Raw genomic sequence first — 24,987 nt, 5'->3', positions numbered from 1 at the left:
ATCACGCTGTTGTGTGGCCGCGACGCCGTTCCGGTCGGTCGCCATGCCGCGGCCCTGTCACCGCCAGCTGCAGTCCCAGGGCTGCCCGCGGGCGGCGCGGTGGCACACGAAGGTGCGGCCGCAGGAATGCATGGCGGATCTCATCGTGCGTCCGCGCCCCGTGCCGCGCTCCAGGGTCTGGCGGGCTGCGAGCTGGGCACTGGCCGGGCAGTTGGCAAAACTCTTTTTCTTGGCGTCGTCAGGCGCCGTAATGGTGTTCGATGGCGCTTTCCTGGTCGGCGTCTCGTCGGTGCTGCGCGTCTTCGCCGGCTCCGGCAGCTTCGCCTCGCGCTTGATATCGACGCAGCGGCCGCTCTTCAGCTGCTGGTTCTGGGCGCAGACGAGCGGGCAGATCCGCGCCTTCTGCGTCCGCAATCGTTCCAGCACGCCATCAGACGGCTCAAGGGCCGCAAGCTCGACCTTGATCAGTTTGGCGAACTGCTCCAGCGCCCTGCGGCTTCCGAGACCCCAGAGCCCGTCTTCGCTGCCGGCGCGGCAGCCGACGCGGTTCAACTCCTTCTGGATCGAGCGCACCAGCTCCCGGTCGGGCGAGGCGGTTTCAAGCGTCGGGGTTTGGTTGGCCAGCGGCTGGGTCAATGCAGCCACCTGCTCCGTTGCGGTGGGCAGCCCCCCGACAGGCGGTGCTTGCTGTTTCGCCCCCTCGGCTTCCAGCTGCGCAGCCGCAACGTCGGCCGCCGCACGCTCGATGATCCTGATTTTCGCCTGAGCCAGCGAGACGAAGGCACCACCAGGATATTGCTGCAGATAGGCGTCGAACAGGTCTCGGTCGCTCGATCCCTTGATCGTGTCCCAATAGGCAAGCTCGGCGGCGTTGTCGCCCTTGTCGCCGCCGGCCGACGCCGCAGGCTCCGTCGATGTCGATGGCTTCAGCACCACCTCGCCGGTCAGCGAGGAATTGTCCCAGGGCACCTGCTTGCCATCGGTCGCCTCCAGCACGTCACGGCGCACGTCGATCAGCTCACGGGTGATGTCGCGTCCGGGCTTGCCGAGGTGGCGCAGCAGCGCCGCCGTGAACGGTGAGTTGCGCCCGGCGCCGTCGAGCGCAACGTTGCCGGGCTGGGTGGCAAAGGCGATCAGCGAGCCGATGCCGGTACCGACCTTCGCCAGCCCCCGGCCGATCGAGCTGGAGCGCGTGCCCATCGAGCGGGCAAGATTGACTGCCAGCGGATTGTCGCGGCAGGCATCGAGGAACACCAGATTGACCCGCGTCTCGCGCTCCATCGCCGAAAGGATCAGGTTCATCGGTACCGCCTCGAATTCAAGGTCGATATAGGAGAGAAGCTTGGCGTCGATGGGAGCGATATAGTTCTCGCCGTTCACCTGCAGGCCGTGGCCGGCATAGTAGAACAGCGCGAGGTCCGCACCGTCGAGCTTGCCGACGAAGTCGCGGATCGTGTTGCGCACGCCGGCAAGATCAAGATCGCGACCGACGACGACCTCGAATCCCAGCGCTTCAAGCTTGGCGGCCATGTCGCCTGCGTCGTTGTCGGGGTTGGGAAGCTCTGGCACATATTGGTAGGCCGAGTTACCGATGACCAGCGCCACCCGCCTTTCGGCAAGCGCCTGCGAACATATCAGCACCAGGAAGACCGCGATGACGATGCGAAGCCAATGCATGCCATACCCCCCGGGCATGCCCATGCATGCCCCCCGCTGCACGTGTCCTTAAATCGTTGTCGATTTAGGGATAAAACCTGCAGCAATTCAAAGCGCTACAGCGACCTTTGCGCGTCTGATAAGACGCGCGGCGCTGTCTTAACTCGCCTGCCCCGCCGCCGCACAGCGCCTGTTGTCGCAAGGGTGCGATCCATTGCCGGCCCTGTCAATGCCGCCGACCCGCCCTTGCGTCACCCGGTCTGCGCGAAACCTTGTGGACGCTTCGTCTCTGGAATAACGGGCGATCGCCGCATTTCATTCAATTGCCAAATGGGATTAGCGCGTCCTCACCCCTTCGGTTTAGGGCTGCGCGCAGGCCGCTTTTGCCGGCGAGGTCGCGCACCGATGCATCTGGCGCGATGTCGTGAAACGGAAAACGGCGCCGGGTGATCCCGACGCCGTTTCGAATTCCGTTTGAAGAGCTGCGCTTACTTGACGATCGCCGAACCGTTGACGATCTCGACATTCTCGTCGCCCTGCAGGCCGATACGGTCGCCGCTCGGCGTGGTGACGAAGCAGCCGCTGGGGCAGATCATCTCGGTGGCGCCGGCGCTGATCGCCACTTCCATGCGGCTTTCGCCCTCGACGACAACCAGAACAGCAGTCTCGCCATCCTTGTTCGTGACAGTCGCGGCCGAAACCGCCCCTGCCGCCAGCACGCCGGAAAGCAAAGCAATCACAAATGTCTTCATCGCCCATCGACGCCCGCGGCGCCGCCCTTTTGCACAGCCGTCCGCCCCGTCGGATAAGCGACGGTGGCTCCGGCCACCTCTTCAGCCCATGACAGCCTAGACCGTCAAAAGAAGAATTGCATGCTTTTTATCGCGGGCAGGCTGAATAGCGGCTGAACGCTCCGTTTATCAGCGGTTGGGGTTTGAGCGGCGGCTGGAAGCGCGGCGCTTGCCGCCTTCCTCTTCATTTTCCTCGTCAAGCGGCGCCGCGGAAGCGGTTTCCTTTTTCGAGGCTGTGGCCCTCGCCTCGGCCGACGTTGCGCCCTTTGGCTCGCCGACGGTTTCCGGCTCGTGGCTCTCGATGCCGGTCTGATCTTCGATCGGCACGTCCTCGATCTTCAAGGGGAACGGTGCACCGATGCCCTCGTCGCGGAAGCGCTCGTAGATGGCCACACGCAGATCGTTGCGCACGCCGCCGCCGGTCAACACATCGGCCACGTAGATCCGGAGTTCGAAGGTCATGCGGTCATCGCCAAAGGAGGTGAAGCCGACGCTTGGCGACGGGTTCTTCAGCACCATCGGATGGGCGGCGGCAATCTCGGCCAAGAGATCCATGATCCGCCGGGGCTCGCTGGCATAGGTGACGGTGACGGCGATTTCCGAACGGCCGAGCTTGTTGCGGTGCGTCCAGTTGCCGACCGACGCGTTGATCAGCAGCGAGTTCGGCATCATGATCGACTGGTGCTGGAAGGTCTCGATCTCGGTGGCGCGCACCGAGATGCGCTTGACGAAGCCTTCCGTCGTGCCGCTGACGATCCAGTCGCCGACCTTGAACGGACGCTCGACCAGGAGAATGAGGCCCGAGACGAAGTTCGAAACGATGTTCTGCAGACCGAAACCGACGCCGAGCGAGAGGGCACCGGCGACGAGCGCGAGATTGGAAAGGTCGATACCGGCAGCCGAAAGGCCGATCAGGCACGCGAGCCCAACGCCGATATAGCCGATGCCGGTGCGGATAGAGTTTCTGACGCCCGCATCCACCCGGCTGCGCGCCATGATGTTGCCGTCGATCCAGCGCTGCACCCAGCGGGTGACGATGTAACCAAGAATGAAGAACAGGATGCCCGCCATGATGCCCATGAGCGAGATGGTGATGGTGCCGATCTTGATCTCGGTGATGGCGCGATAGGTCCAGGATTCGATGTCGGCGACCTGGAAGCCCCATTGCAGCAGGATCAGCGGAATGAAGAACAGGGTCACCAGCGCGTAAATGCTGAGGCCTGCCACCAGGCCCACCTGATCGAGCCCGACCTGTTCAAGTTTGAAGCGGCGCTCGAGATAGCGCCCGGCTGCCGTTTCGGCGAACGCCCCCTGGCGCGAGACCGCCTTGCCGGTGAGGAAGCCGATATACATCATCACCAGGATCGCGCCTGTAATGATGATCTGCGTGGCGATGAAGCGGGACAGGCCGACATAGCCGGTAGCGGCGGCGATGATGAGCGACGCGCCAGTCAGGATCAGAACGATGGAGACCAGGCGCGGCCACGGGCGACCCGGCGCATCGAAAGGCTCATCGTGCTTGAGCGTCGGCTTGATCCAGGCCGAAGCAATGATGATCAGACCGATGATGACAGAGGCGGTGAAGCTCTTCACCACCGTCAGCACGACCGGCGAGCCGAGCGCTTCGCTGACGCCGCCGAACATGTAGTCAAGGCCGTTGACCAGCGCCATGGCGAAGATGGTGACCAAAAGCACCTTGGCGCCGCGATCCGACACGCGCACGAGGCGCCAGCGCGAGTCCGACGGCGACAGCACCGCATTGGCGAGCGTGGTCACGAAGAACCCGACCACCGTGACCGCAAGCGCAATCGCGATGATCGGCGTGATATCCGAACGCAGCACGTTGAAACTGTGCAGGAAGAAGAAGCTCGACAGCGCAAAGGCGCCTGTCGAAATGGTCGGAATGAATGTCGACCAGAAGGCAACCGACAGACGCCGGAAATAGCTCGGCTCCTCGTCCGACTTGTCGTGGTGGATATAGGGTGAAAACAGCTTGTTACTGCCGACGAGGAAGACGAGTGCGGCACAGATCGACAGGAAGATCGCGGTCAGCAAGGGAATCCGCTTGTATTTCCAGACGAAGGTCAGCCAGCTCATCGTGCTGCGCGACAGCACCTTGGTTTCATTGGCCGTTGCCGACAGCGCCTCGTCGAACATTTCGACCGAAACGTCGGTGTTCTTCAACAGCGTGTTGGAAAACAGCGCGCGTCGCGTCGCCGTGATGCCGTTCGACAGTTTCGTCGCCTGGACCGAAAGGCCCTCGGCCTCCCCCGTCAGCGCATTGATCTCGCCGCGTTCGGCAAGCAGCCGCTTGCGCTCGGCCGTGACGATATCGGCTTCCGGTGGCTGCCCCGCGCCCGGTGGATCGCCGAGTTCGGTCAGCCGCGCCTTGATCTCGTCCAGCCGCGGACGCGTGGCGATCGAGGTCGAGATGATCTGCTTGGCGACGGCATCGACCTGCACCTTGAGCTCGGCAAGCGCAATGTCGTCGTCACTGGCCTTGGCAATGAGGTCCCTCAGCCGCGCCAGTTCCTTGCCGGCGTGAGCCAGTTGCTCCGCCGTCTGGCTCTGGCCGGCTTCGGCAGCAACGGCTGCGTCGGTCGGCTGCGCTGGCGTCGCGGCGTTTTGCGCCGGTTGGGCAGCACCCGCTGCAGGCTGCTGCACGTTCGCTGCCGGCTGCGCCTTGCCGTCGGCGGCCGGTTGTGTGTTCTGGGCAGGCTGCGCGCCGCCCTCGGCAGGCACTGCCGGAGCTTGAGCGGGCTTCTCGCCGGGTTGCGTCGTCGTCTGCACCGGTTGGGCGTTTTGCGCCACGACAGTGCCGGCACCGGCCAGCGACAGCAGGCAGACAGAAACAGCGAACAACTTTGCCACGAAATGCAATTTCAAAACCCTCGGAAGCCCAGACCTCGCCCGGATGCGGAATCGCCCCGGCAGCCGTCACAATGCGGTTTGAATACGAAAGACGGCGGAAAGATGCAAAGACACGGTAAAACATGCCTTCACAGCCCGTAAAACTGTCAGAATCCTGCGCCCGGCTGCGCCAGATAGGTCAGTTCCGCCGCCGTCGACGTCCGACCGACGAAGGCGTTGCGGTGCGGGAAGCGACCATAGGTCTCGATCACCTCCCGGTGCCGGATTGCATAATCGATATACATGGGATCGCCGAGCTCGGTGAAAAGCTTCACCGCCATCGTCTGATCCGTCAGGTTCTCCGAGTGCTCGAACGGCATGTAGAAGAACGCCCGCCACTCCGGCCGGACCGCCATGTCGGCGCCGGCGCCGACGGCGAGCTTGGCTTCCCGGAGCGCCAGGCCGTCGGTCGCAAAGGCAAGCGGCGTCCCCCGATACATGTTGCGCGGCAACTGATCGAGAAGCACGATTGCCGCCAGCCGGTTTTCCGGCGTCGCCCGCCAGATGTCGCCGATCTCCCTGGCAAGGGCGAGGTGCGACGCCTGGAAGCGCAGGAAGCAATGTTCGTCCAGCTCGCGCGACGGCTTGAACCAGTGGTCGAGCGACAGTTCCTCGAACCAGAATTTCAGCACTTCATCCGGGGTGCAGGCCTCAGCTTGATGGGTCATTCGCTCCTCATGTCATGCCGTGGGGACGGTCGACCTATCAGATAGGCGGCAATCGCACCGTGTCCATGCCGCTGGCTTACGCGCGACGCTTCAAAATGGCAATAAAAGCCATGCCGCCGACAAGCCCGGTGATGACGCCGATCGGCATATCCTCGGGCGCCATGACGACGCGGGAAAAGAGGTCCGCCCAGATCAGCACCAGCGCCCCGACGAAGGCCGAAAGCGGGATGACCCGGACATTGTCGCTGCCGGCAAACAGCCGCACGAAATGCGGCACCATCAGGCCGACAAAGCCGATCGCGCCGGAAAAAGCGACCATGACCCCGGTCAGAAGTGCGGTGACGACGAAGAGGACGAGGCGGAACCGGCGAACGGGAATGCCGAGCGTCGTTGCCGTCTCGTCGCCCATGGCAAGCGCATTGATCTCGCGCGCCCTCAGCACGAGGTAGCCGAGGCAGGCTGTCAGCACCACCGCGGGATAGACAAGATGCGGCCATTGCGCGAGCCCGAGACCGCCGAGCATCCAGAAAATCACCGTATGCACCGCCCTTGGATCCCCGAGGAAAATCATCAGGTTGCCGACAGACGTCAAGGTGAAGGCAACGGCCACGCCTGATAGCACCAGCCGGTCGGCATTGGTGCCGAGCACCCTTGTCACGAGCGCAACAAGTGCGGTCGCAGCCAGCGCGCCGGCAAAGGCAAACAGCGGCACCGTGGCAAGGCCGAGAATGAGTCCGGTGTGCAGTAGCGCGATGATCGCGCCGAGCGCGCCGCCGGAGGACACACCGAGCAGATGCGGATCGGCAAGCGGATTGCGGGTAACCGCCTGCAGCACGGCGCCGGTCAAGGCCAGCCCGGCTCCAACCAGCCCGGCAAGCACGACACGCGGCAGGCGCACGTCCCAGACAATGCTTTCGCGCCCCGCCGACCAGACGACGTCGACGCTGCCGGGCGACAGCTTCGAGGCGATGATCGACCAGACGGTCGAGACCGGGATGGGCGCTGAACCCCATGAGACGGCGGCAGTGATCGTCAGGCACAGCAACAGCAGCGCCGCGAGAATGGCGGTCGTGGTTTTCACAGTCCGTCCCTGGTCAATTATTGGAATGGAAAGGCGGGAACATGCGAAACGGCATGCTCCCGCAGGCCGCCTCGGTTACATCGCCTGCCCGTGAAAGGCCCTGGCAAGGCGCGCAATGGCATCGATGTTGCGTGGACCCGGTGTCGCCTCGACATAATCGAGCACGACGAAGCGGTCATTCCTGACGGCATCGATGTTCTTGAAGGCGGGGTTGCTCTTCATGAAGGCGATCTTCTGCTCGGCGGTGACCTCGCCATAGTTGACGATCACCACCACCTCAGGGTTCTTGTCGATCACCGGCTCCCAGGAAATCTCGGTCCAGCTCTTCTCGATGTCGTCCATGACGTTGACGCCGCCCGCCGCCTCGATCATTGCCGTCGGGATACCGAACCGGCCTGACGTGAACGGCTTCTCCTCGCCGGAATCATAGACGAAGACGCGGGTCGGGCGTTCGATGCCGCCGGTGTCTGCAGTGATCTTGTCGAGATCGCGGCGATAACCGTCGACCAGCGCCTGCGCCCGATCCTCGACGCCGAAGATGCGGCCGAGATTGAGGATATCGACGAACATGTCGTCCATGACAGGCTTGCCCTTGGCCATGACGTGAATGCAGGATTCGGTCAGCTCATAGACGTTGATCTTGAAGGGTTCGAGCGTTTCCGGCGTCACCTCGCCCCCGACCTTCATGCCGTAGTTCCAGCCGGCGAAGTAGAAGTCGGCGTCGGCATTGAGCAGCACTTCCTTGGTCGGATATTTTTCCGAAAGCTCCGGCAGCGCCTTGACGCCTTCGCGCAGCTTTTCGTCCAGCGTCTTCCAGCCGGATACGCCGGTATAGCCGACCATGCGGTCCTGCAATTTCAGAGCCAGCATCATTTCAGTGAGGTTGACGTCGTTGGAAACGGCGCGCTTCGGTGCTGAATCGAAGGTCACCTCGCGGTTGCAGCTCTTGACGGTCACGGGATAGGCGAGCGCCGGCGTTGCCGCCAGAACCAGCAGGGCAAAGGCGGAATGGGCAATGAAGGTCTTCATGAAATCAGTTCCTGTCGAGCAAGTGAAAAGGAAAAGCGTGCGCCGCTCGAAACGGCATTGTTGTGGGCAGTGGCGGTGACGCCGAAGGCGGCGGAAAGCGCTTGTGGGTTGAGCACGTCTTCGGGCGGGCCGAAGGCCGTCATGCGTCCCTCCGTCAGGATCGCCACATCGGTCGCGAACTCGGCTGCCAGGTTGATGTCGTGCAGCGTGGTGACGATCGTCAGCTGCAGCGTCTGCAACAACTCGAGAATTTCGAGCTGGTGGCGGATATCGAGATGGTTTGTCGGCTCGTCGAGAATGATGATGCGCGGCTGCTGGGCAAGCGCCCGGGCGATCAGCACCCGCTGCTTCTCGCCGCCCGAAAGCGTCGCGAATTGCCGCCCGGCAAGGTGGGTGAGATCGAGATGCTCGAGCGCGTGCGCAACCGTCTCGCGGTCCCTCGCGGTCCAGCCGCTCATGCCCTCACGCCGGGGGATGCGGCCCATCATCACCACGTCGCGCACGCTGAAGGGAAAGTCGCTCGGCATTTCCTGCAGCACGACGGCAATGATCTTTGCCGCCTCGCGCGCCGTCATCGCCCAGATGTCGACGCCATCGACCTCGATTGCGCCCGCTATCGGCTGGGCCGAGCGATAGAGGCAGCGCAGCAGCGAGGTCTTGCCGGCACCGTTCGGCCCGAGAATGGCAAGCCGGCTGCCGGGCGCAATGGCAAAGTCGATCTCGCGGACCAGCCGCAGGTCCGGGCGCGGTCCCCAATCCAGGGCGTGGACCCGAAGCCCGGCCCCTGTCGCGGTGCAGCTCATCGGCTCGTCCCTCCCCGCGCCATCATTGGAAATGCCAGCCGATGTCTTCGGAGACCAGCATCGCTGCCGGGATGCGCGCCAGCGTCTTGCCGTTGAGCCCGCGCGGCCTCTCGGCCGCCCGCGTCATGCCATCGCCCCTTCCGGCATAGGTGGTCGCGAACGAGACGAGATCATCGATATCCTCCTCGGGCGAGATATCGCCAAAGAGGTAGGTCGCCTTGCCGGTTGCCTGGAAAGCGATGGTGCAAGGCCTGGTACACGCGGCCATGCAGACCGTCCCAGTAATGGAGAAATCCCGGTCGAGCGGCTCGCCGAGCGCGGCAATACTGCGGTTCAGCCGCTGGATCAGATCCGCTCCCGGACGGCATGGGCCGCCGGTGAAACGGCAATCGGTGCAGACCGTTATCGTGTGCTGTCGGGAAACCGGATTGGCCATGTCTCTTCTCCTCCGGATTGGTCCGGAGAGAATGTGGCAACGCGGCATGATGACGGATGACCGTCGCGCAAAAACCAGTTCTTTTCCATCGGAACACCCCGTCCGTTGTGGTTGATCGGTTCGATGGCAGGTCTCCTGGCTCGCGGGTCGCGGCGCATCCACGTCTTCCCGGCTGATCGCCAGTGACATGGTGTGAATGCGCTTTCCGCTCACAGTTGCGGGGGCAGCCACGGTTTCGGCCCCATTTGGGTCGTCCGCTCCGTGTTCCCTTTTCAGCCGCTTCCGCATTGTCGCGGTTGCAGCACCATCAAAGCCTTCGTCGCACACTTCGGCGGAGGTGACAACCGCCGCGACAGCACGGCCTTGGCCTATCAACATGTCGCATTTTTTCATGCGCATTTGTTATGTGATAACATAACATTATTCAACACAAAAATATGTTGACCAACTCGCCCGCACCGACCAACGGGCGTATCCTTCGATGGCGCCTGTGTGGAAAAGGAGATCTGCCATGGCCGCCTATCTGATTGCGGATGTCGAGGTCACCGATGCCGCGGCCTTTGAAGAATACATACGGGAAGTGCCGGCAACGGAGGCGCGCTATGGTGGCCGATATTTGGGGCGCGGTGGCGCTACCCGGGTGCTCGAGGGAGACTGGGAGCCGCACCGGCTCGTCATTGTCGAGTTCCCGGACATGCACTCCTTGCTCGAGTGGTACAACTCGCCGGCGTATCAACGCCTCAAGGCGATCCGAGAGCGCTGCGCCAAGACGCGGATCATGACGCTGGAAGGCGTTGCCACCTAAGCAGTCGGGCCGTCATTGTTCCAGCAGCTTCCGACGTTTACCGCAAAGGTGCGGCATTGGCATATCAACATGCGGCATATTTTCATATTCATCTGTTATGTAATATCATAATACAACACAAGCTAACGAATGATGCCTGCGACGCACATTGGCAGAGCACTTCTCACGCCATCAGGACGATCGATCGCGACTGTCAACCGGACCTATTAATCTGGCATCAGCGTTTGCCGGCGACGGTCATAAGACATTGCTCGACCAACGGACCGGCAACTCTGTGCTGGAAGCGATTTCAAGAGGCGTTGTCAGGCGATACTTCATCTGCCTGGGGTGCCTCATTCCGGTGCGGCGATACGAATGGGACGTGTCCCGACTGGAGCGCCGGTCGCCCGGTCGATGGTGACGGGATCGATCTCCGTTCCGGTCTCGGCGTCGAAGAACCGGGTTACCTCGCCCCCGCCGCGATGCTTGCGTCCCCACGCGCCGATGGCAAACAGAACCGGCAGGAAGTCTTGGCCAGCTTCGGTCAGGACATATTCGTCTCGTGGCGGACGATCGGAATAGCGGCGTTTCTCCAGCAGCCCCTCCTCCGTCAGCGCTGAAAGCCGCCCCGTCAGCATCGTCGGCGCGATACCAAGACTTTTGCGGAAATCATCGAAGCGGGTCAGGCCCGCATGGGCATCTCGCATGATCAGCATGCTCCAGGCATCCCCCACAAGCGCAAGGCTCCTGGCGATCAGGCATGGCTGGCTCGACAGATTTTTCATGTTAGTATCTTTTTGATAGTGACTAACTACTAATTTAATAGTAACTGAATGTTCAGCGATATTCCATGATAAAATGAAAGCACAAGCCGATGAGCAAGACAGAACGCGGCATTGCCCTGGTCACGGGCGCTTCCTCAGGCATTGGGTTGGTGACAGCACGAGCGCTGCGGCACGATGGCTACCGTGTCTTCGGTACCAGCCGAAAGCCGATGCCCGATACCCCGGACGGGATCACGATGCTGATCTGCGATGTAACCGATGACGCATCGGTGCAGACAACCGTCGACGAGGTTCTAAGTCGCGCAGGACGGATTGATCTTCTTGTCAACAATGCCGGGATCGGACTGCTCGGCGGCGCTGAGGAATCCACGACGAAACAGGCGAAAGCCGTCTTCGACGTAAACGTGTTCGGCATCATACGCATGACAAATGCGGTGCTGCCCACGATGAGACGGCAGCATCGAGGACGGATCGTCAACCTCAGCTCCATACTCGGGCTGATCCCCGCCCCCTACAATGCGCTCTACGCATCGACCAAACATGCCATCGAAGGCTATTCGGAGTCTCTTGACCACGAAGTGCGAACGCAAGGCATCCGCATCGTGCTTGTCGAGCCCGGCGTAACCCGCACATCCTTCGAAGAGAACATCACGCGACCGGACCGCCCGCTTGCCGTTTACGACACGGTTCGCGCCGACGCGGAGAGGCTGATGCGCGACATCGTCGCGAAGGGCGATGCACCCGAGGTGGTCGCCGAAGCCGTCGTAAGGGCCGCCAATGCGGCATCGCCCAAACGACGCTACACCGCCGGAAAAGCTGCAGGACAAGTCCGTTTCATGCGTCGCTTCCTGCCCGAGTCCATCGTCGACAAGAACCTTCGGAAGTTCAGCAGACTTCCCGATTGAGCTGTCGCCGCCGCACTGCTGGCGCTGCCGGCTCACCATAGAAACGAAAGTTAGTCTGATGAAATCATTCCTGATCGATCGCTATCTGAAAGGCGGCGCTCTCCGGCTCGGCGAAGGCCCACAGCCGGAGTTGCGTGAGAACGATGTCATGGTTGAGATTCATGCCGCCGGCGTGAACCCCTTGGACAATAAGATCAGGGACGGAGAGTTCAAGGTCATCCTTCCCTACCGCCTTCCACTGGTGCTGGGCAACGATGTAGCGGGCGTGGTGGTCAGGGTCGGGGCCAATGTCCGGCGATTTAAGCCTGGTGACGAGGTCTATGCACGCCCGGCCCAGGATCGCATCGGGACATTTGCAGAGTACATCGCCATGGACGAGGCCGATGTAGCGATGAAGCCGAACAATCTGAGTATGAACGAGGCCGCATCCATTCCGCTTGTTGCCCTGACAGCATGGCAGGTGCTTGTCGAGCGGGCCAACTTGCAAAAGGGACAGAAGGTCCTGATCCATGCCGGCTCCGGTGGTGTGGGCGCGATCGCGATCCAGCTTGCCAAGCATCTTGGGGCATATGTGGCGACGACCACGAGCACACCAAATATCGCTCTTGTGAAAAGTCTCGGCGCAGACGTCGTCGTCGACTACAAGAAGGATGACTTCGAGAAAGTGCTGCAGGGCTATGACGTCGTGCTGAACAGCCTAGGGAGGGAAACGCTGGAGAAATCCCTTGCTGTTCTGAAGCCGGGCGGGAAGCTGATTTCGATTTCCGGTCCGCCCGATCCGGACTTCGCGCGGCAGAACGGTTCTGGCTGGCTGCTTCAACAGGTCATGCGCCTGCTGAGTTTCGGCATCAGGAGAAAATCGAAGCGCCGAAGGATCAGCTACTCCTTCCACTTCATGACGGCCAACGGTGGGCAGCTTGGTCAGATCACCTCCCTGATCGACACAGGTGCCATACGACCGGTAGTGGATCGGGTCTTCCCGTTCGAGAGGACCAACGAGGCGCTGGACTATGTCGAAACGGGGCGTGCCAAGGGGAAAGTCGTCGTCGCTGTGAAGTGACGTCTGGGGTCCGGTCCGATTGCCGTTAGAGGAAGCAACTACCTTTAGGAAGGCGATTAGCGCAGCGGCCAGACGGCGATCAGCGCCGGCACACTGACGATGACAATCACCACCGAAAGCGGCAGGCCGAGGCGCGGATAGTCGCTGAACTTGTAGCCGCCCGGGCCCATGACCAGCGTGTTGCACTGGTGGCCGATCGGGGTCAGGAAATCGCAGCCTGCGCCAATGGCAACCGCCATCAGGAAGGCTTCGGGGCGGTAGCCAAGCGTGGTCGCGAAACTGGCGGCGATCGGCGCCATGACCAGGACGGTCGCGGCATTGTTGAGGAACGGCGTCACTGCCATGGCGGCGAGCAGGATCAGCGTCAGCGCCCCGGCCGGCGGCAGGCCCGCGGCAATCGTGCCGAGCCAGCTGGCGATCACGTCGGTGCCCCCTGTCGTGCGCAGCGAATCGCTGACCGGGATCAGCGCTGCCAGCATCACCAAAATCGGCCCGTCGACCGACCGGTAGACGTCGCGCAGCGGAATGATGCGGAAGATCACCATGGCAAGGGCCGCGGCGAAGAAGGCGATCGGGATCGGCACGAGGCCGACGGCCGTCGAGCCCATGGCGGCGGCAAGAACGAGGAGCGGCAGCGTCGCCTTGCGGATGGTGCCAAGCAGGATCTCGCGCTGCGCCAGCGGCAGGCAGCCGAAGTCCTGCAGGAACGACGGCAGTTCACGGCGCGCGCCCTGCAGCACGACGATATCGCCGGCCCTTAAGCGAATGTTGCCGAGCCGCTGCTTCAGCCGCTCGCCCTGCCGGCTGACGGCAAGCAGGTTGATGTTGTGGTTGCTGAACAGCGCCAGGCGCTGCGCGGTCATGCCTTCGAGCGGCGAGCCGCCGCCGATCACAGCCTCGACCGCCTCGATCTCCGCGCCGGTCTTTTCGCTGGATGACGGCGAACGGTCGCCGGAGATCTTCAGCTTGGCCTGCGAGACGATACGATCGAGCGCATCCGGCCCGCCTTCGAGCAGCAGGATATCGTCGGCCTCGAGCTTGACGTCAGGCAATGGCGCCACATGCAGGCCGCGCCGGAACATCGCGGTGACGACGGCACCGCCGTCGGCAATCTTGACGAGTTGGCTCAGCGACTTGCCGATCATGGGCGTACCGGCGGCAACCACCGCCTCCGAGGTATAGTCTGTGATCTCGATCGCCGCCTGCACCGAGACATGCTGGCTCGTGCGCTGCGGCACCAGCTTGTAGGCAAACAGCAGGAAGACGACACCGACGGCAGCAAGCGTGGCGCCGACGGGGGTGAAATCGAACATGGTGAAGCTCTCGCCCGTCAACTCCTGGCGCACGCGCGAAACGACGATATTGGGCGAGGTTCCGACCTGGGTCATCAGCCCGCCGATCAGCGAGCCGAAGGCCATCGGCATCAGGAACACCGAGGGCTGGACGCCGGAACGGCGGGCAAACTGGAACGCCACCGGGATCATGATCGCCAGCGCGCCGATATTCTTGATGAAGGCGGAAAGCACCGTGACCGTGATGACCAGCAGCGCAAGCTGCGCCCGGACCGAGGAAATGTTCGGCAGAAACCGCTGGATCGCCGCATCCACGACACCGGAGCGCGCCACCCCGGCGCTGACGATAAGGGCGCTACCGACGATGATGACGATATCGTCGCTGAAACCATCAAAGGCGTGATCGAAAGGCACGATGCCAACGGCGACCGAAAGCATCAGGGCGGAACAGGCAATCACGTCATATCGAAACCGCCCCCAGATGAAGAATGCCATCATGGCGCCGATGACTATAAACGCGAGGGACTGTTCGGCGGTCATGCAATACCTGGGTTCGGCAGAAGGACTGGGCGACAGCAGAGCGCGCGACAGGCGCTTGGGGCCTGACGCACAATCCGACGGGAAGTTCACCCAAGGACTACCGCATGTTTCGCCAAATCGGAATTCGCCGCAGCGACAAATCTGGGTATGAGCGCGAAACGCATCGGGTTGGCGCGGCGAACTCGCAACCTGCCCTCTTCCCACAGCTGACGGTGGAAGGCTTGTACCAATGGGCCAGCGTGGCCATCAACGGCGAAGCTGTGGGCAAGCTGCATGTTGCCGCCGGGCCGTTCGGAAGACGGAAGGTCCTGCCCAGCAAACACGGCCGGGAGATCCCTCTCCCGCCCCTCAGACTGATGACAAAGTCATCCATATGACCTGTTCGACATTCGGGCGCCTTCACGGCGCTCAAAGCACCCTCATTCCTGTGCCCGTCACAGGAATCCAGTCAGCCCAAGTCCTTGGGCTGAAAGGTCTTTCGACCTGACAGACGTCAGCTCGCTGGATTCCGGCACAGGGCCGGAATGAGGGAGAACTGGGTGAGCCTCCCGTTAGACAGGATTCTCTGGGGTATGTCGGCAATCTAGAGCATGTCGTGCAAAAGTGCGCAGCGGCTTTGTGATGACGACATGCGCAAAAACAAGAGCTTAAAGGGCAGCAAGCGAATCCTGGAGATCGCGACGCGCTTTAGAGCCGGGAGATCCCTCTCCCGGCCCTGTGTTGGTCGATTGTTGCTGTGTCGTTCGTCGCCGACGATCAGTTGGCGGTTTCCGCCGCCTTCTCGATGAGATCGGCGACCGCCTTCGGATTGGAGACATAGACGGCGTGGCTGCCGGGCACTTCGACGACGGTTGAGCCGGCGCGTTTGGCCATCATCTGCTGGGCAGCCGGCGGGATCATGCGATCTTCACCCGCAACCAGATAGTAGCTCGGCTTGGTCTTCCAAGCAGGCTCGGTGACGGCGCCGGCCAGCGCTTCGACGCCCCACGGAACCTGGGAGTCTGCCATGAAGGCGGCCGTCTCGGCATCGACGTCAGCAGCAAACGATGCGGCGAACTTTGCCTTGTCGAGGAACAGGAAGCCATCGACCGGCGGCAGGATTGGCGGCACCGGCGCGCCGGCCGGCGGGTTGGCAATCAAGGACGAGACCGACTCGCCCTTATCCGGGGCGAACGCGGCGATGTAGACGACCGACTGCACCTTCTCATGGGTGCCGGCTTCGCTGATGACGACGCCGCCATAGGAATGCCCGACCAGCACCACCGATCCATCAGCCTTGTCGATCGCCTGCCTTGTGGCAGCGACGTCGGCGGCAAGCGAGGTCGTCGGGTTCTGGACGATGCTGACGGTGTAGCCGTCCTTCTTCAGGATGTCGTAGACACCCTTCCAGCCGGCGCCATCGACGAAACCGCCATGGACGAGAACGACGTTCTTTGCGCCTGCATCAGCGGCAAACGCGGTGGTGCCGGTGGCGGCCAGGGTGAGCGAGGCGGCGGCGGCAAGCAGAGATGTCTTCAACATTTGCGCAACTCCTTAATTTGTTAGCGCGATAGTTGTTATCGCGGTAATCATTAGATATGCCTTACGCGATCACCTGTCCAGCATTTTATTATCGCAATAATGGTTTTCGTGCTAAGCTCATGAAAAGCCACGGACTTAAATATTGGAGACGACCATGACCGAACCCGCACCGCTTCCGCTCGACAGCCAGCTCTGCTTCTCGATCTACTCGGCAGCGATCGCCATCAATCGCGCCTACAAGCCGATGCTGGACGCGCTCGGCGTCACCTACACGCAGTATCTGGCCGTCAGTACACTGTGGGAACAGGACGGCTTGAGCATATCGGCGATTGCCGATCGGCTCGGCCTGGAACCGAGCACCATCACCCCGGCAGTCAAGCGGCTCGAGGCGGCCGGTTTCCTTTCAAGACGCAGAAGCACCGTCGACGAACGGCTGGTCGAGGTTTTCCTGACAGAGAAGGGCAAGGAGCTTCACCCCAAGACCGCATGCCTCACCGACACGCTGCTGCGTCGTTCCGGATTTACCGTGCCCGAGATGATCGATCTCAACGAAAAGGTCCAGATGCTGCGCGACGGCCTCACCCGCGAAGAAGCGTAGAAACATGCAGCAATTCAAAGTGCTACAGCGAGCTTTGCGCGTCTAATGAGACACGCGGCCACCGAGGGTCCTGTCGCCATCGGCAATCGCCGCACGGAAACTTGGAAATTTCCGTTGAAGCGCTACACTTTAGAGAAAGGTGCTGGATTATCGCCCGCAGGCGCCAAAGTAAGTCGTAACGCCCTGGAAGTTGCGCATGGCGTCGGGCAGAACTCCGATCCGCCTTCTGCATAGTCGAGGACCATCGATATGAAACATGCTCTTGCCGCCCTTTCCGTCGTCCTCCTTCTCAGTGGTTGCACCACTGGTGTTCAGACCTACGGCTACTCGCCGAACCTTCAGCCGATCCCCGGCAGCATCACCTATGGCGGCCAGCCTCGCACCAAGTTGAAGAAGGCGCCGGTCGGCAGTATCGTGCCGCACCAGTTCTTCGACCAATTCGGCCGTCAGGTCTTTGAGACCTACGTGATCGAACCGGATCGCTCGCTGCGCCTCGTCAGCCGCCGCTGGAGGAGCCTCGACGTCTTCGGTGACTTCGACTGATTGCGGGGCCTACCTTGCGGCAATTGAGCTTGCCGAGGCGATCGGCTGCCTCGCCTCTTACTGGCTTCCGCCGTTGAACTGCTGCAGTACCCAATCCCTCAGCACCTGCGTTGCCGGCCGCTCGGCAGCCCGCGGACTATAGACCAGATCGTAGCGGTAGCTTTCGAGCGACAGTGCAAACGGCTGGACGAGTATGCCGGAGGCAAGTTCCTCGGCAACCAGGGTCAGGCTCAAGAGACCGATGCCCTGCCCGGCCACGACCGATTGCACCGCATGGATCTCGTCGGTGAAGGAGAGGCCGCCAGCCGGGTCGATATCGGTGACGCCTGCGTGCCTCAGCCATTGCCGCCAGACCGGCGCCCGCTCGTCGTCGCGCCGCGCCGGCCCCCAATCGAAGTGAATGAGTGTCGCCTCTCGCAGCGCATCGAGGGACATCGGCGCCAACCGCGGCGCACAGACCGGCGCGAAACGATCGGCGAAAAGCGGCTCGGAAAGCAGGCCGGGATACTGCCCGTCGCCATAGCGGATGGCCGCGTCGGCATCGGCATCCAGATCCACCGTCCTGTTCGAGGCGTCGAGGCGCAGGTTCCAGTCCGGATGAGCGTCGCGAAAGCTGCCGGCGAGCGGTGCCAGCCGCTTGGCGACGAAGGCGACGGTTGAGGTGAGCCGCGCCACCTTGGTGTCACGGCTGCGGCGCAGTTCGCCGATCGCCTGCTCGAAGCGGTCGAGCCCATCGCGTAGCACCGGAAACAGCGTCTGCCCAGCCGGCGTCAGCCGCACCTGGCGCGTGCCGCGCTCGAACAGCTTCAGCTCCAGCAGATCTTCAAGCTGGCGGATCTGATGGCTGACGGCCGTCGCCGACACGTTCAGCTCGTCGGCCGCCTGCTTGAAGCTCAAGCGGCGGGCGGCCGCTTCGAAAACCCGCAATGCGCCGAGCGGCGGCAATTTTCTCATGACGGCAACAAATGACTTGAATTCATCTGTCGGCTGAAAAATGGTCTTTTGTCAGCCGGGCGAAGCCTCATCATATTGAGTTCAGCAGCCAAGGCAACGCCGCCAAGCTGAGTTGAACTCAAGCATAGAGGGATTCCCCGTGTTTCTCGAACAGGTCATCACCAAGCCCGATCCTTACGCGCCATTCCTGCTTTCGCAGGCGATCAAGGCCAACGGTTTCGTCTTCGTCTCCGGCCAGGCCGCAATCGGCGACGATGGCGAAATCGTCGGTGAGAACGATTTCGACCGTCAGGCCGAGCAGGCCTTCCGCAATCTCGACCGCGTCCTGACTGCTGCCGGCTCCAGCCTTTCCAAGGTCGTGAAGGTAACGATCTTCCTGCGCTCGATGGAAAACTTCGGGAAGATCGTCGAGCTGCGCCGCAAATGGTTCTCGGCACCCTATCCCGCCGACAGCATCATCGAGGTCTCCTCGCTCTATTCGCCGAAGGCGATGATCGAGATCGAGGCGATTGCGCTGACCGAGGATCGTTGAGATGAACGCGCACAGCACGGTCGCCTCGCCGATCCTGACCGGAACGACGCTCAAAGGGCTGGCCTTCGGCAACCGGCTTTCCGTCGCGCCGATGACCCGCATCAGCGCCACTGCCGAGGGCGTACCGACCGAAAGGATGGCGCACTACTACCGGCGCTTCGCAAAGGGCGGCTTCAGCCTCCTGACAACTGAAGGCATCTATCCCGACAAGGCCTATGCGCAAACCTATAGGGACCAACCGGGACTTGCCGACCGGAAACAGGCGGAAGGCTGGAAGGCGGTCGTCGATGCGGTGCACGCCGCGGGCGGCCGCATCTTTGCCCAGCTTATGCATGGCGGTGCGCTCGCCCAGGGCAATCGCTTCCGCAGCGACACAGTCGGACCCTCGGCACTGCAGCCGAGAGGCAAACAGATGGTCTCCTACCACGGTGAGGGTCTCTATGCCGAGCCGCGGGAGATGGATGGGATGGAGATTGCCGAAGCGATATCAGGCTTTGCGCAAGCCGCCAGGCTTTCCATCGATGTCGCCGGTTTCGACGGCATCGAGATCCATGGCGCCAACGGCTATCTGCTCGACCAGTTCTTCACCGATTACACCAACCGGCGGCAGGATCGCTGGGGCGGCGACATCGGCAAGCGGTTGGGCCTGAGCCTCGCAGTGCTGGACGCGGTTCGCAGCGCCGTCGGCGATAAGGTGCCCGTCGGCATCCGCCTGTCCCAGGGCAAGGTCAACGACCCCTTACATAAATGGGCGGAGGGCGAAGAAGGTGCTGCCATCGTTTTCAAGGCGCTGGCCACCAGTCCCGCCGACTTCGTACACGTGACTGAGTTCGAAGCCTGGCAACCGGCCTTTGCTTCCGGCGGCAGATCGCTGGTCTCCCTTGCCCGCCAGCATGCGCCCGATCTGTTCGTCATTGCCAATGGCGGTCTGCACGATATCGCCCGCGCCGAGCAGGTGCTGCAGGCCGGCGCCGATATGATCGCGCTCGGTCGCGGCGCGCTCGCCAATCCCGATTGGCCGCGCATCGCCACTGAGAAGCGCGAGGCCCGCCCGCTGAAGCTGGAAATGCTGTCGCCGATCAGCGACATCAAGGACAGCGAGCTTCAGCTTTGAGCCAAGAGAGGCGGCGCCACAACAAGGCGCCGCCCTGGCCTGGCAGCTGACAGGCCTGCTTTGAGCGTAGGAACATCCCCAGTCCCTCATTCCGGCCTTGTGCCGGAATCCAGCGACCCGACGTCTGTCGAGTCAAAAGACCCTTCAGCCCAAAGACTTGGGCTGGTCCCGCAGTTCCTACGGAACTGCGCGAGATCTCTGTGACAAGCACAGAGATGAGGACGGTTTAGGCATTGCCATGGCAAGAACCCCTGATCCAACGTTGGCCATTGCGCCTGGTGGCGACAGCGGCCTCGCCCCCTACGCGCCCGCGACGAAGCGATACGCGGCACCGTTCCGTTCGGCCCGCCCGATGCCGGGATAGCCCCAGTGGTAGCCGAGCAGCGTCAGCTTTTCCGTTGCTGCCCGGTCGATCAGCGTCTTGCGGGTTTTCAGCGCCTGCTCCGGATCGGTATCGAAACCGAAGTGCCAGTCCGGGTGCTCGAAGAAGACAATATTGCTGGTTGCCGCATCGCCTGAGATGACGAGCCCGTTGTCGCCGGCAAGTTCCAGCGAGATATGGCCCGGCGTGTGGCCGCGCGTGTCGAGCACCTGCATGCCGGTCACGATCTCGTCGCCCGGCTTGACCAGCGTCAGGCGCTCCTTGACCGCGAAAAGATCGCGCTGCGCACCGCGGGCAAAGCCGTGCAGCGCCTTCGGCATGACCTTCTCGTAGTCGGGGTTCGTCCAGAATGCCCATTCGCGCTCCGAGACGAAATATTGCGCATTCGGAAAGGTGAGCTTGCCGTCTGCCCCGACCGTGCCGCCGGCATGATCCGGGTGGGCATGGGTAAAGACCACCTTGGTCACATCCGCCGGATTAATACCTGCAGTCGCCAGATTGGCCGCAAGCTTGCCGGCACTCGCCTGGAAATTGCCGCCCGATCCGTTGTCGACGACGATCAGGTCCCTGCCGGTGCGGATGAACGGGATGTTGGTGTGGAAGGGTGCGCCCTCAGGCGTGCCGCCGAGCCGGCGCATGATTCCGTCGCGCTCCTCCGGCGCCGCATCCGGTAGCACGATGCTGACCGGCAGCGTCAGGAAGCCGTCGCTGACGACGGCGATATCGAAAGCCCCATGGGTGAAGCGGTGGGTGTCTGCGGCGTAAACGCCCTTCGGCAGCAGCGGCAATACAGCGCCCGCTACGGAGCCGGCGAGAAAGGAACGGCGGTTGAGGCCGGAGGTTTTGTCGTCTGTGCAGGTCATGGATCGGTTCCTTCTGTTTTGAGCGAGAGCAACCGGCCGGCAGCGCGTTTCCGCGGCACCGGCCGGGGGCCGAGGGTCAAGACCGTGCAAATTCGAGCAGGTCAGCGTTGAGCTGGTCCTTGTGGGTGTCGGTGATGCCGTGCGGCGCGCCGGGATAAACCTTCAGGGTGGCGCTCGGCACCAGCTGCTTCGAAGCGCGGGCGGCCGCATCGATCGGCACGATCTGGTCGTCGTCGCCATGGATGATCAGCGTCGGCACGTCGAACTTCTTCAGGTCCTCGGTAAAGTCGGTCTGCGAGAAGGCGACGATCGAGTCATAGGTGTTCTTGTGCCCGCCCATCATGCCCTGCAGCCAGAAGCTGTCGATCATGCCCTGCGAAGCCACGGCACCCGGCCGGTTGAAGCCGAAGAACGGACCCGAGGCGATATCGCGATAGAGCTTGGAGCGATCCTTCAGGCTTGCCGCCTGCAACCCGTCGAACACCTCCTTCGGCAGCCCTCCGGGATTGCTGTCGGTCTTGACCATCAGCGGCGGCACCGCCGAGATCAATCCGGCCTTGGCGATACGGCTTGTTCCGTGACGGCCGATATAGCGGGTGATTTCGCCACCGCCGGTGGAGAACCCGGCGAGGAATATGTCCTTCAGATCAAGCGCATTGATCAGGTCGGCAAGATCGTCGGCATAGTGATCCATGTCGTTGCCGTCCCAGGGCTGAGAGGAGCGGCCATGGCCGCGCCGGTCATGGGTGATGACGCGGAAGCCGTTACTGGCGAGGTGGAAGGCCTGCGCCTCCCAGCTGTCCGATGACAATGGCCAGCCGTGGCTGAGCACGACCACCGGGCTCTCCTTTGAGCCCCAGTCCTTGTAGTAGATCTCGACGCCATCGCGGGTGATGATGCGGCTGCCCATGGTCGTTACTCCCAATGTGTCGGATGTGGTGCTTGATGCGGTTTCGGCTTTCGCCGGGCGAATGACGGCTGGAACGGCGGCGGCTGTGGCCGCGGCGCCAAAGGCAGCCGAAAGAACTGTGCGGCGCGAAAGGCCAGTGGAGACTGCTGTGGAAACTGCTTCTGCTTCAATCATTGTCCTGCCCTCTTCCATCTCGGTTGACCGGCGATCTCCGTTCCGGAGCGCTGGTTGAATTGATAGAATGACCGGCCTACCCTCTCGACCGGCAAAGCTGACAACGATGGGGGCAGAAGTGACAAAACCACTCGAAAGCGAACCGGCGGAGATCGGCATCGTCGTTTATCCGCGCGCGCTGAAGTCGGCGGTCCATGGGCTGACCGACATGTTCCAGGTGGCCGGCATGCAGGCGACAGAACAGGGCGGCGCACGCGCACCTCGCATCCGCGTCAGCCACTGGCAGCTTCAGGAGGATGGCTCGGTCGAAAAGACGCTCGACACCCACCCCGGCCCCTCCTCGGGTCTCGTCGCGCTGATCCTGCCGCCGACGCTGGCGGAGCTGCCCGTAGGCGGGCGCATGGGCCAGCTGCCCGCCTTCGTGCGCGAGCAGCATGCCGGTGGCACCACTGTCTGCTCGGTCTGCGGCGGCGCCTATCTGCTGGCGGAATCCGGGCTCGCCGCAGGTCGCACGATCACCACCCATTGGTCGCACCAGGACCTGATCGCCGATCGCTACCGCGATGTCCGTGTCGATACCGACAAGCTATTGATCGACGAAGGCGATATCATCACTGCCGGTGGCATGATGGCCTGGATCGATCTGGGGCTGAAACTCGTCGACCGGTTCCTTGGAACCAATGTGATGCTGGCAACCGCCCGCTTCATGATCATCGATCCCGGTGCCCGCGAACAGAGCTACTACAGCGTCTTTGCGCCCAAGCTCGACCACGGCGACAGCACGATCCTGAAAATCCAGCACTGGCTGCACGGCGCCAACACCAAGGGCGTGACGCTGCAGATGATGGCTGAGCGCGCCGGGCTCGGCGACCGCACTTTTCTCCGGCGCTTCCAGAAGGCGACCGGCTTCAACCCGACGGAATATTGCCAGCGGTTGAGGATCGCCAAATCACGCGACCTGCTCGAGCGCTCGCACCTGTCGATCGAGCAGGTTGCCTGGCAGAGCGGCTACGACGACACCAACGCCTACCGCAAGATCTTCCGCAAGATCCTCGGCCTGTCGCCGCGGGAGTACCGGTTGCGCTTCTCGGTGTCGGACGGCACGCGACGGCCGGCCATGGCAGGACTTGCAGCCGCCGCGCCCGCCTGATCTGCACGGCGTCGACGCCGGCATGTTTCGCCAACACGTTTTCCGGGCGCCGTTAATCGCCGCTCGGCTTTCGCCCCAAGATCTGGCGCGCGCCGCTCTTTGAAAAAGGCTGCACCAGCTGGCCGACAAAGCTGCGCGACACCTTGCCGGTGATGCCGATGTCGGTGGAGGATGGCCGGTCGGGATTGAAGTAGGTGCCGAACAGCTGGTCCCAAAGCACGATGTTTTCGCCGTAGTTGCTGTTGCCCTCGGCCATGTCCTTCGAATGGTGCCAGCGGTGAAGCCGTGGCGTCGAGAAGACCCAGTCAAGCGGGCCGGTGCGCATCTGGACATTGCAATGGGTCAGAAGGCCGGTAAAGGCGGTGACGGCACCGATCCAGAGGAAGACCTGCAGCGGCGCCCCGAGCAGATAGAGCGGCAGCTGGCTGAGGCCCACCTTCAGCAGGGAATCGACGACGTGAAAGCGGCCGGTGTTCAGCACCCAAAGCCGCGTGACACTGTGATGCAGCGCGTGGAAGCGCCAGAGCCCAAGCCGCTCATGCGCCAGGCGGTGAGCGGCATAGAGCCCGAACTCGGCAACGACCAGCCCGAGCACGACCTGGGCGAACATCGACCAATGTGCCGGCCAGATATGCGGCTGCGACCCGAAGAACGGCTGCGCGAAAATGGCGACCAGTAATGGAAAGGATGCACCGAACGCCGCCGCGATCTGCACGATCCCCTTCGTCAACATCGTATGGCCGAGATTGTTGAGCGTCTCGCCATCCGGAGCAAGCCAGGTCGGCTCATAGGGCATGATGCGCTCGAACAGCGCGATGATCGCCACCACCGAGAGGTAGACGACGTTGAACCAGGGCACCGGCGAGGATGTGGCAAAAGCCAATCCGGCTGCGGCCAGTCCGCCGAAATAAAGCGCCGGCCACAACAGGATGGAGACCAAGTATCGTAGCGGCGATGAAGAGCTAGCTTGATGAAAGACCATTATTTTTCGACCACTTTTCAGAAAATCGGAGGGATGCAATACGGCAGGGGGTTATCTCAGGAAATGTTCTAATCCTCGTCCTGCGGATGGTATCGCTCCATCAGCTCGTCGCAGGTATGCGCATGGCCATCGCTGAAACGTCCGTCGGTGCAGATCCGCCGGCGACGCTCGGCCCAACTCAATCCCTCCCGGTGCTTTCGCCAGCCGGGGTCGCCGCCGTCGTCAAGCCAGCGGCGAAGCTCCGCGCAGCTGCGCGGCCGGCCGTCACTGAAACGCCCGTCGCGGCAGGGATCCGGGCGATACTGAACGAACTGTCGCTCGAGTGCAAAGCGATCGTCGCCGCTCGCTTCGAGGCGGCTGTGTTCCATCTGGGATGACGCCCCGAGCAGGTGACATGCCAGCAGACCGATCCTGAGAAAACACATGGGATGACGCCAATCCTCATCGTTGGAGCATTGGCGGCAAACTCTACTGATTTCATTACACCAGCATTGCACTGATCCGGGGGCCGATTTCGCCCGTGC

General features: G+C 62.5%; 25 protein-coding genes and 1 riboswitch. Of the genes, 9 read left to right on the top strand and 16 right to left on the bottom strand.

All coding sequences use genetic code 11. The features are described from left to right. Nucleotides 1-57: 57 nt before the first annotated feature. The 8 genes from ASD52_RS02490 to ASD52_RS02455 form a co-directional block, all read right to left on the bottom strand. Nucleotides 58-1,677: a caspase domain-containing protein gene (locus tag ASD52_RS02490; protein WP_057206247.1), complete on the bottom strand. Its 1,620-nt coding sequence runs from the start codon at nt 1,675-1,677 to the stop codon at nt 58-60. 467 nt (nt 1,678-2,144) lie between these two features. Next, on the bottom strand, nt 2,145-2,408 hold the full coding sequence (locus ASD52_RS02485) for a hypothetical protein (protein ID WP_025427439.1): 264 nt from the start codon (nt 2,406-2,408) through the stop codon (nt 2,145-2,147). Between the two features lie 168 nt (nt 2,409-2,576). Further along, the gene (locus tag ASD52_RS02480; RefSeq protein ID WP_063963245.1) at nt 2,577-5,333 is read right to left on the bottom strand and encodes a mechanosensitive ion channel domain-containing protein; all 2,757 of its coding nucleotides are present in this window, start codon (nt 5,331-5,333) and stop codon (nt 2,577-2,579) included. Between the two features lie 131 nt (nt 5,334-5,464). After that, nucleotides 5,465-6,025, bottom strand: coding sequence for a DUF924 family protein (locus ASD52_RS02475; RefSeq protein ID WP_025427441.1), 561 nt, complete (start codon nt 6,023-6,025; stop codon nt 5,465-5,467). Nucleotides 6,026-6,101: 76 nt separating this feature from the next. Then, on the bottom strand, nt 6,102-7,106 hold the full coding sequence (locus ASD52_RS02470; protein WP_239637572.1) for an iron ABC transporter permease: 1,005 nt from the start codon (nt 7,104-7,106) through the stop codon (nt 6,102-6,104). Between the two features lie 75 nt (nt 7,107-7,181). Next, entirely contained in the window at nt 7,182-8,135 is a 954-nt protein-coding gene (locus ASD52_RS02465) for an ABC transporter substrate-binding protein (RefSeq protein WP_025427443.1), read from the bottom strand. Next, on the bottom strand, nt 8,132-8,938 hold the full coding sequence (locus tag ASD52_RS02460; protein ID WP_025427444.1) for an ABC transporter ATP-binding protein: 807 nt from the start codon (nt 8,936-8,938) through the stop codon (nt 8,132-8,134). The genes ASD52_RS02465 and ASD52_RS02460 overlap by 4 nt, the downstream gene beginning before the upstream one ends. A gap of 22 nt (nt 8,939-8,960) precedes the next feature. Beyond that, nucleotides 8,961-9,374, bottom strand: a complete 414-nt coding sequence (locus ASD52_RS02455; RefSeq protein ID WP_025427445.1) for a DUF1636 domain-containing protein — start codon at nt 9,372-9,374, stop codon at nt 8,961-8,963. A gap of 107 nt (nt 9,375-9,481) precedes the next feature. Further along, nucleotides 9,482-9,698, bottom strand: a riboswitch (cobalamin riboswitch). 187 nt (nt 9,699-9,885) lie between these two features. Here ASD52_RS02455 and ASD52_RS02450 point away from each other — a divergent pair. Then, nucleotides 9,886-10,179: a DUF1330 domain-containing protein gene (locus ASD52_RS02450; RefSeq protein ID WP_025427446.1), complete on the top strand. Its 294-nt coding sequence runs from the start codon at nt 9,886-9,888 to the stop codon at nt 10,177-10,179. 332 nt (nt 10,180-10,511) lie between these two features. Here the strand turns inward: ASD52_RS02450 and ASD52_RS02445 are convergent, their stop codons facing one another. Then, nucleotides 10,512-10,943: a helix-turn-helix domain-containing protein gene (locus ASD52_RS02445; RefSeq protein WP_025427447.1), complete on the bottom strand. Its 432-nt coding sequence runs from the start codon at nt 10,941-10,943 to the stop codon at nt 10,512-10,514. Nucleotides 10,944-11,032: 89 nt separating this feature from the next. Here ASD52_RS02445 and ASD52_RS02440 point away from each other — a divergent pair, with 89 nt between their 5' ends. Both ASD52_RS02440 and ASD52_RS02435 read left to right on the top strand, forming a co-directional pair. Continuing rightward, nucleotides 11,033-11,848 (top strand): oxidoreductase, encoded by an 816-nt coding sequence (locus tag ASD52_RS02440; RefSeq protein WP_025427448.1) that lies wholly within the window; start codon nt 11,033-11,035, stop codon nt 11,846-11,848. A 58-nt stretch (nt 11,849-11,906) separates the two neighbouring features. Next, a complete protein-coding gene (locus ASD52_RS02435) occupies nt 11,907-12,908 on the top strand; it encodes an NADP-dependent oxidoreductase (RefSeq protein ID WP_025427449.1) in 1,002 nt (333 codons plus the stop codon). A 56-nt stretch (nt 12,909-12,964) separates the two neighbouring features. Here the strand turns inward: ASD52_RS02435 and ASD52_RS02430 are convergent, their stop codons facing one another. Beyond that, nucleotides 12,965-14,740 (bottom strand): SLC13 family permease, encoded by a 1,776-nt coding sequence (locus ASD52_RS02430; RefSeq protein WP_025427450.1) that lies wholly within the window; start codon nt 14,738-14,740, stop codon nt 12,965-12,967. A 104-nt stretch (nt 14,741-14,844) separates the two neighbouring features. On the opposite strand from ASD52_RS02430, the gene ASD52_RS02425 reads away from it, so the two are divergent. Then, nucleotides 14,845-15,117 carry a hypothetical protein gene (locus ASD52_RS02425; RefSeq protein WP_025427451.1) on the top strand — a complete coding sequence of 91 codons (273 nt, stop codon included), beginning with the start codon at nt 14,845-14,847 and terminating at the stop codon, nt 15,115-15,117. 379 nt (nt 15,118-15,496) lie between these two features. On the opposite strand, the gene ASD52_RS02420 is transcribed toward ASD52_RS02425, so the two are convergent. Next, entirely contained in the window at nt 15,497-16,261 is a 765-nt protein-coding gene (locus ASD52_RS02420) for an alpha/beta hydrolase (protein WP_025427452.1), read from the bottom strand. Between the two features lie 154 nt (nt 16,262-16,415). On the opposite strand from ASD52_RS02420, the gene ASD52_RS02415 reads away from it, so the two are divergent. Next, nucleotides 16,416-16,859, top strand: a complete 444-nt coding sequence (locus ASD52_RS02415) for a MarR family transcriptional regulator (protein WP_025427453.1) — start codon at nt 16,416-16,418, stop codon at nt 16,857-16,859. A 249-nt stretch (nt 16,860-17,108) separates the two neighbouring features. Then, entirely contained in the window at nt 17,109-17,402 is a 294-nt protein-coding gene (locus tag ASD52_RS02410; RefSeq protein ID WP_025427454.1) for a hypothetical protein, read from the top strand. Between the two features lie 57 nt (nt 17,403-17,459). Here ASD52_RS02410 and ASD52_RS02405 read toward each other — a convergent pair whose 3' ends face one another. After that, nucleotides 17,460-18,356: a LysR substrate-binding domain-containing protein gene (locus ASD52_RS02405; protein WP_025427455.1), complete on the bottom strand. Its 897-nt coding sequence runs from the start codon at nt 18,354-18,356 to the stop codon at nt 17,460-17,462. A 139-nt stretch (nt 18,357-18,495) separates the two neighbouring features. Here ASD52_RS02405 and ASD52_RS02400 point away from each other — a divergent pair, with 139 nt between their 5' ends. Next, nucleotides 18,496-18,888: a RidA family protein gene (locus tag ASD52_RS02400; protein WP_025427456.1), complete on the top strand. Its 393-nt coding sequence runs from the start codon at nt 18,496-18,498 to the stop codon at nt 18,886-18,888. Nucleotide 18,889: 1 nt separating this feature from the next. After that, nucleotides 18,890-20,002 carry an NADH:flavin oxidoreductase gene (locus ASD52_RS02395; RefSeq protein WP_057222780.1) on the top strand — a complete coding sequence of 371 codons (1,113 nt, stop codon included), beginning with the start codon at nt 18,890-18,892 and terminating at the stop codon, nt 20,000-20,002. Nucleotides 20,003-20,302: 300 nt separating this feature from the next. Here ASD52_RS02395 and ASD52_RS02390 read toward each other — a convergent pair whose 3' ends face one another. Next, complete coding sequence (locus ASD52_RS02390; protein ID WP_025427458.1) at nt 20,303-21,247, bottom strand: MBL fold metallo-hydrolase; 945 nt, start codon at nt 21,245-21,247, stop codon at nt 20,303-20,305. A gap of 76 nt (nt 21,248-21,323) precedes the next feature. Continuing rightward, nucleotides 21,324-22,331 carry an alpha/beta hydrolase gene (locus tag ASD52_RS02385; protein ID WP_057206241.1) on the bottom strand — a complete coding sequence of 336 codons (1,008 nt, stop codon included), beginning with the start codon at nt 22,329-22,331 and terminating at the stop codon, nt 21,324-21,326. A gap of 118 nt (nt 22,332-22,449) precedes the next feature. Here ASD52_RS02385 and ASD52_RS02380 point away from each other — a divergent pair, with 118 nt between their 5' ends. After that, on the top strand, nt 22,450-23,481 hold the full coding sequence (locus ASD52_RS02380) for a helix-turn-helix domain-containing protein (RefSeq protein WP_239637573.1): 1,032 nt from the start codon (nt 22,450-22,452) through the stop codon (nt 23,479-23,481). A gap of 52 nt (nt 23,482-23,533) precedes the next feature. Here ASD52_RS02380 and ASD52_RS02375 read toward each other — a convergent pair whose 3' ends face one another. Further along, nucleotides 23,534-24,463 carry a sterol desaturase family protein gene (locus ASD52_RS02375; protein ID WP_038576195.1) on the bottom strand — a complete coding sequence of 310 codons (930 nt, stop codon included), beginning with the start codon at nt 24,461-24,463 and terminating at the stop codon, nt 23,534-23,536. Between the two features lie 68 nt (nt 24,464-24,531). Beyond that, nucleotides 24,532-24,831, bottom strand: coding sequence for a hypothetical protein (locus tag ASD52_RS38115; protein WP_156407972.1), 300 nt, complete (start codon nt 24,829-24,831; stop codon nt 24,532-24,534). Nucleotides 24,832-24,987: the final 156 nt, after the last annotated feature.

Source organism: Ensifer sp. Root142 (assembly GCF_001426785.1).
Lineage (GTDB): Bacteria > Pseudomonadota > Alphaproteobacteria > Rhizobiales > Rhizobiaceae > Ensifer > Ensifer canadensis.
The sequence above is the reverse complement of the archived record's forward strand: the minus strand, read 5'-3'. Positions and strand labels throughout refer to the sequence as shown.

What these genes read in the sequence shown, in the direction of transcription:
- ASD52_RS02490 (WP_057206247.1), bottom strand. Translation starts at nt 1,677, where the DNA reads ATGCATTGGCTTCGCATCGTCATCGCGGTCTTCCTGGTGCTGATATGT.
- ASD52_RS02485 (WP_025427439.1), bottom strand. Translation starts at nt 2,408, where the DNA reads ATGAAGACATTTGTGATTGCTTTGCTTTCCGGCGTGCTGGCGGCAGGG.
- ASD52_RS02475 (WP_025427441.1), bottom strand. Translation starts at nt 6,025, where the DNA reads ATGACCCATCAAGCTGAGGCCTGCACCCCGGATGAAGTGCTGAAATTC.
- ASD52_RS02465 (WP_025427443.1), bottom strand. Translation starts at nt 8,135, where the DNA reads ATGAAGACCTTCATTGCCCATTCCGCCTTTGCCCTGCTGGTTCTGGCG.
- ASD52_RS02460 (WP_025427444.1), bottom strand. Translation starts at nt 8,938, where the DNA reads ATGAGCTGCACCGCGACAGGGGCCGGGCTTCGGGTCCACGCCCTGGAT.
- ASD52_RS02455 (WP_025427445.1), bottom strand. Translation starts at nt 9,374, where the DNA reads ATGGCCAATCCGGTTTCCCGACAGCACACGATAACGGTCTGCACCGAT.
- ASD52_RS02450 (WP_025427446.1), top strand. Translation starts at nt 9,886, where the DNA reads ATGGCCGCCTATCTGATTGCGGATGTCGAGGTCACCGATGCCGCGGCC.
- ASD52_RS02445 (WP_025427447.1), bottom strand. Translation starts at nt 10,943, where the DNA reads ATGAAAAATCTGTCGAGCCAGCCATGCCTGATCGCCAGGAGCCTTGCG.
- ASD52_RS02440 (WP_025427448.1), top strand. Translation starts at nt 11,033, where the DNA reads ATGAGCAAGACAGAACGCGGCATTGCCCTGGTCACGGGCGCTTCCTCA.
- ASD52_RS02435 (WP_025427449.1), top strand. Translation starts at nt 11,907, where the DNA reads ATGAAATCATTCCTGATCGATCGCTATCTGAAAGGCGGCGCTCTCCGG.
- ASD52_RS02430 (WP_025427450.1), bottom strand. Translation starts at nt 14,740, where the DNA reads ATGACCGCCGAACAGTCCCTCGCGTTTATAGTCATCGGCGCCATGATG.
- ASD52_RS02425 (WP_025427451.1), top strand. Translation starts at nt 14,845, where the DNA reads ATGTTTCGCCAAATCGGAATTCGCCGCAGCGACAAATCTGGGTATGAG.
- ASD52_RS02420 (WP_025427452.1), bottom strand. Translation starts at nt 16,261, where the DNA reads ATGTTGAAGACATCTCTGCTTGCCGCCGCCGCCTCGCTCACCCTGGCC.
- ASD52_RS02415 (WP_025427453.1), top strand. Translation starts at nt 16,416, where the DNA reads ATGACCGAACCCGCACCGCTTCCGCTCGACAGCCAGCTCTGCTTCTCG.
- ASD52_RS02410 (WP_025427454.1), top strand. Translation starts at nt 17,109, where the DNA reads ATGAAACATGCTCTTGCCGCCCTTTCCGTCGTCCTCCTTCTCAGTGGT.
- ASD52_RS02405 (WP_025427455.1), bottom strand. Translation starts at nt 18,356, where the DNA reads ATGAGAAAATTGCCGCCGCTCGGCGCATTGCGGGTTTTCGAAGCGGCC.
- ASD52_RS02395 (WP_057222780.1), top strand. Translation starts at nt 18,890, where the DNA reads ATGAACGCGCACAGCACGGTCGCCTCGCCGATCCTGACCGGAACGACG.
- ASD52_RS02390 (WP_025427458.1), bottom strand. Translation starts at nt 21,247, where the DNA reads ATGACCTGCACAGACGACAAAACCTCCGGCCTCAACCGCCGTTCCTTT.
- ASD52_RS02385 (WP_057206241.1), bottom strand. Translation starts at nt 22,331, where the DNA reads ATGATTGAAGCAGAAGCAGTTTCCACAGCAGTCTCCACTGGCCTTTCG.
- ASD52_RS02375 (WP_038576195.1), bottom strand. Translation starts at nt 24,463, where the DNA reads ATGGTCTTTCATCAAGCTAGCTCTTCATCGCCGCTACGATACTTGGTC.
- ASD52_RS38115 (WP_156407972.1), bottom strand. Translation starts at nt 24,831, where the DNA reads ATGGAACACAGCCGCCTCGAAGCGAGCGGCGACGATCGCTTTGCACTC.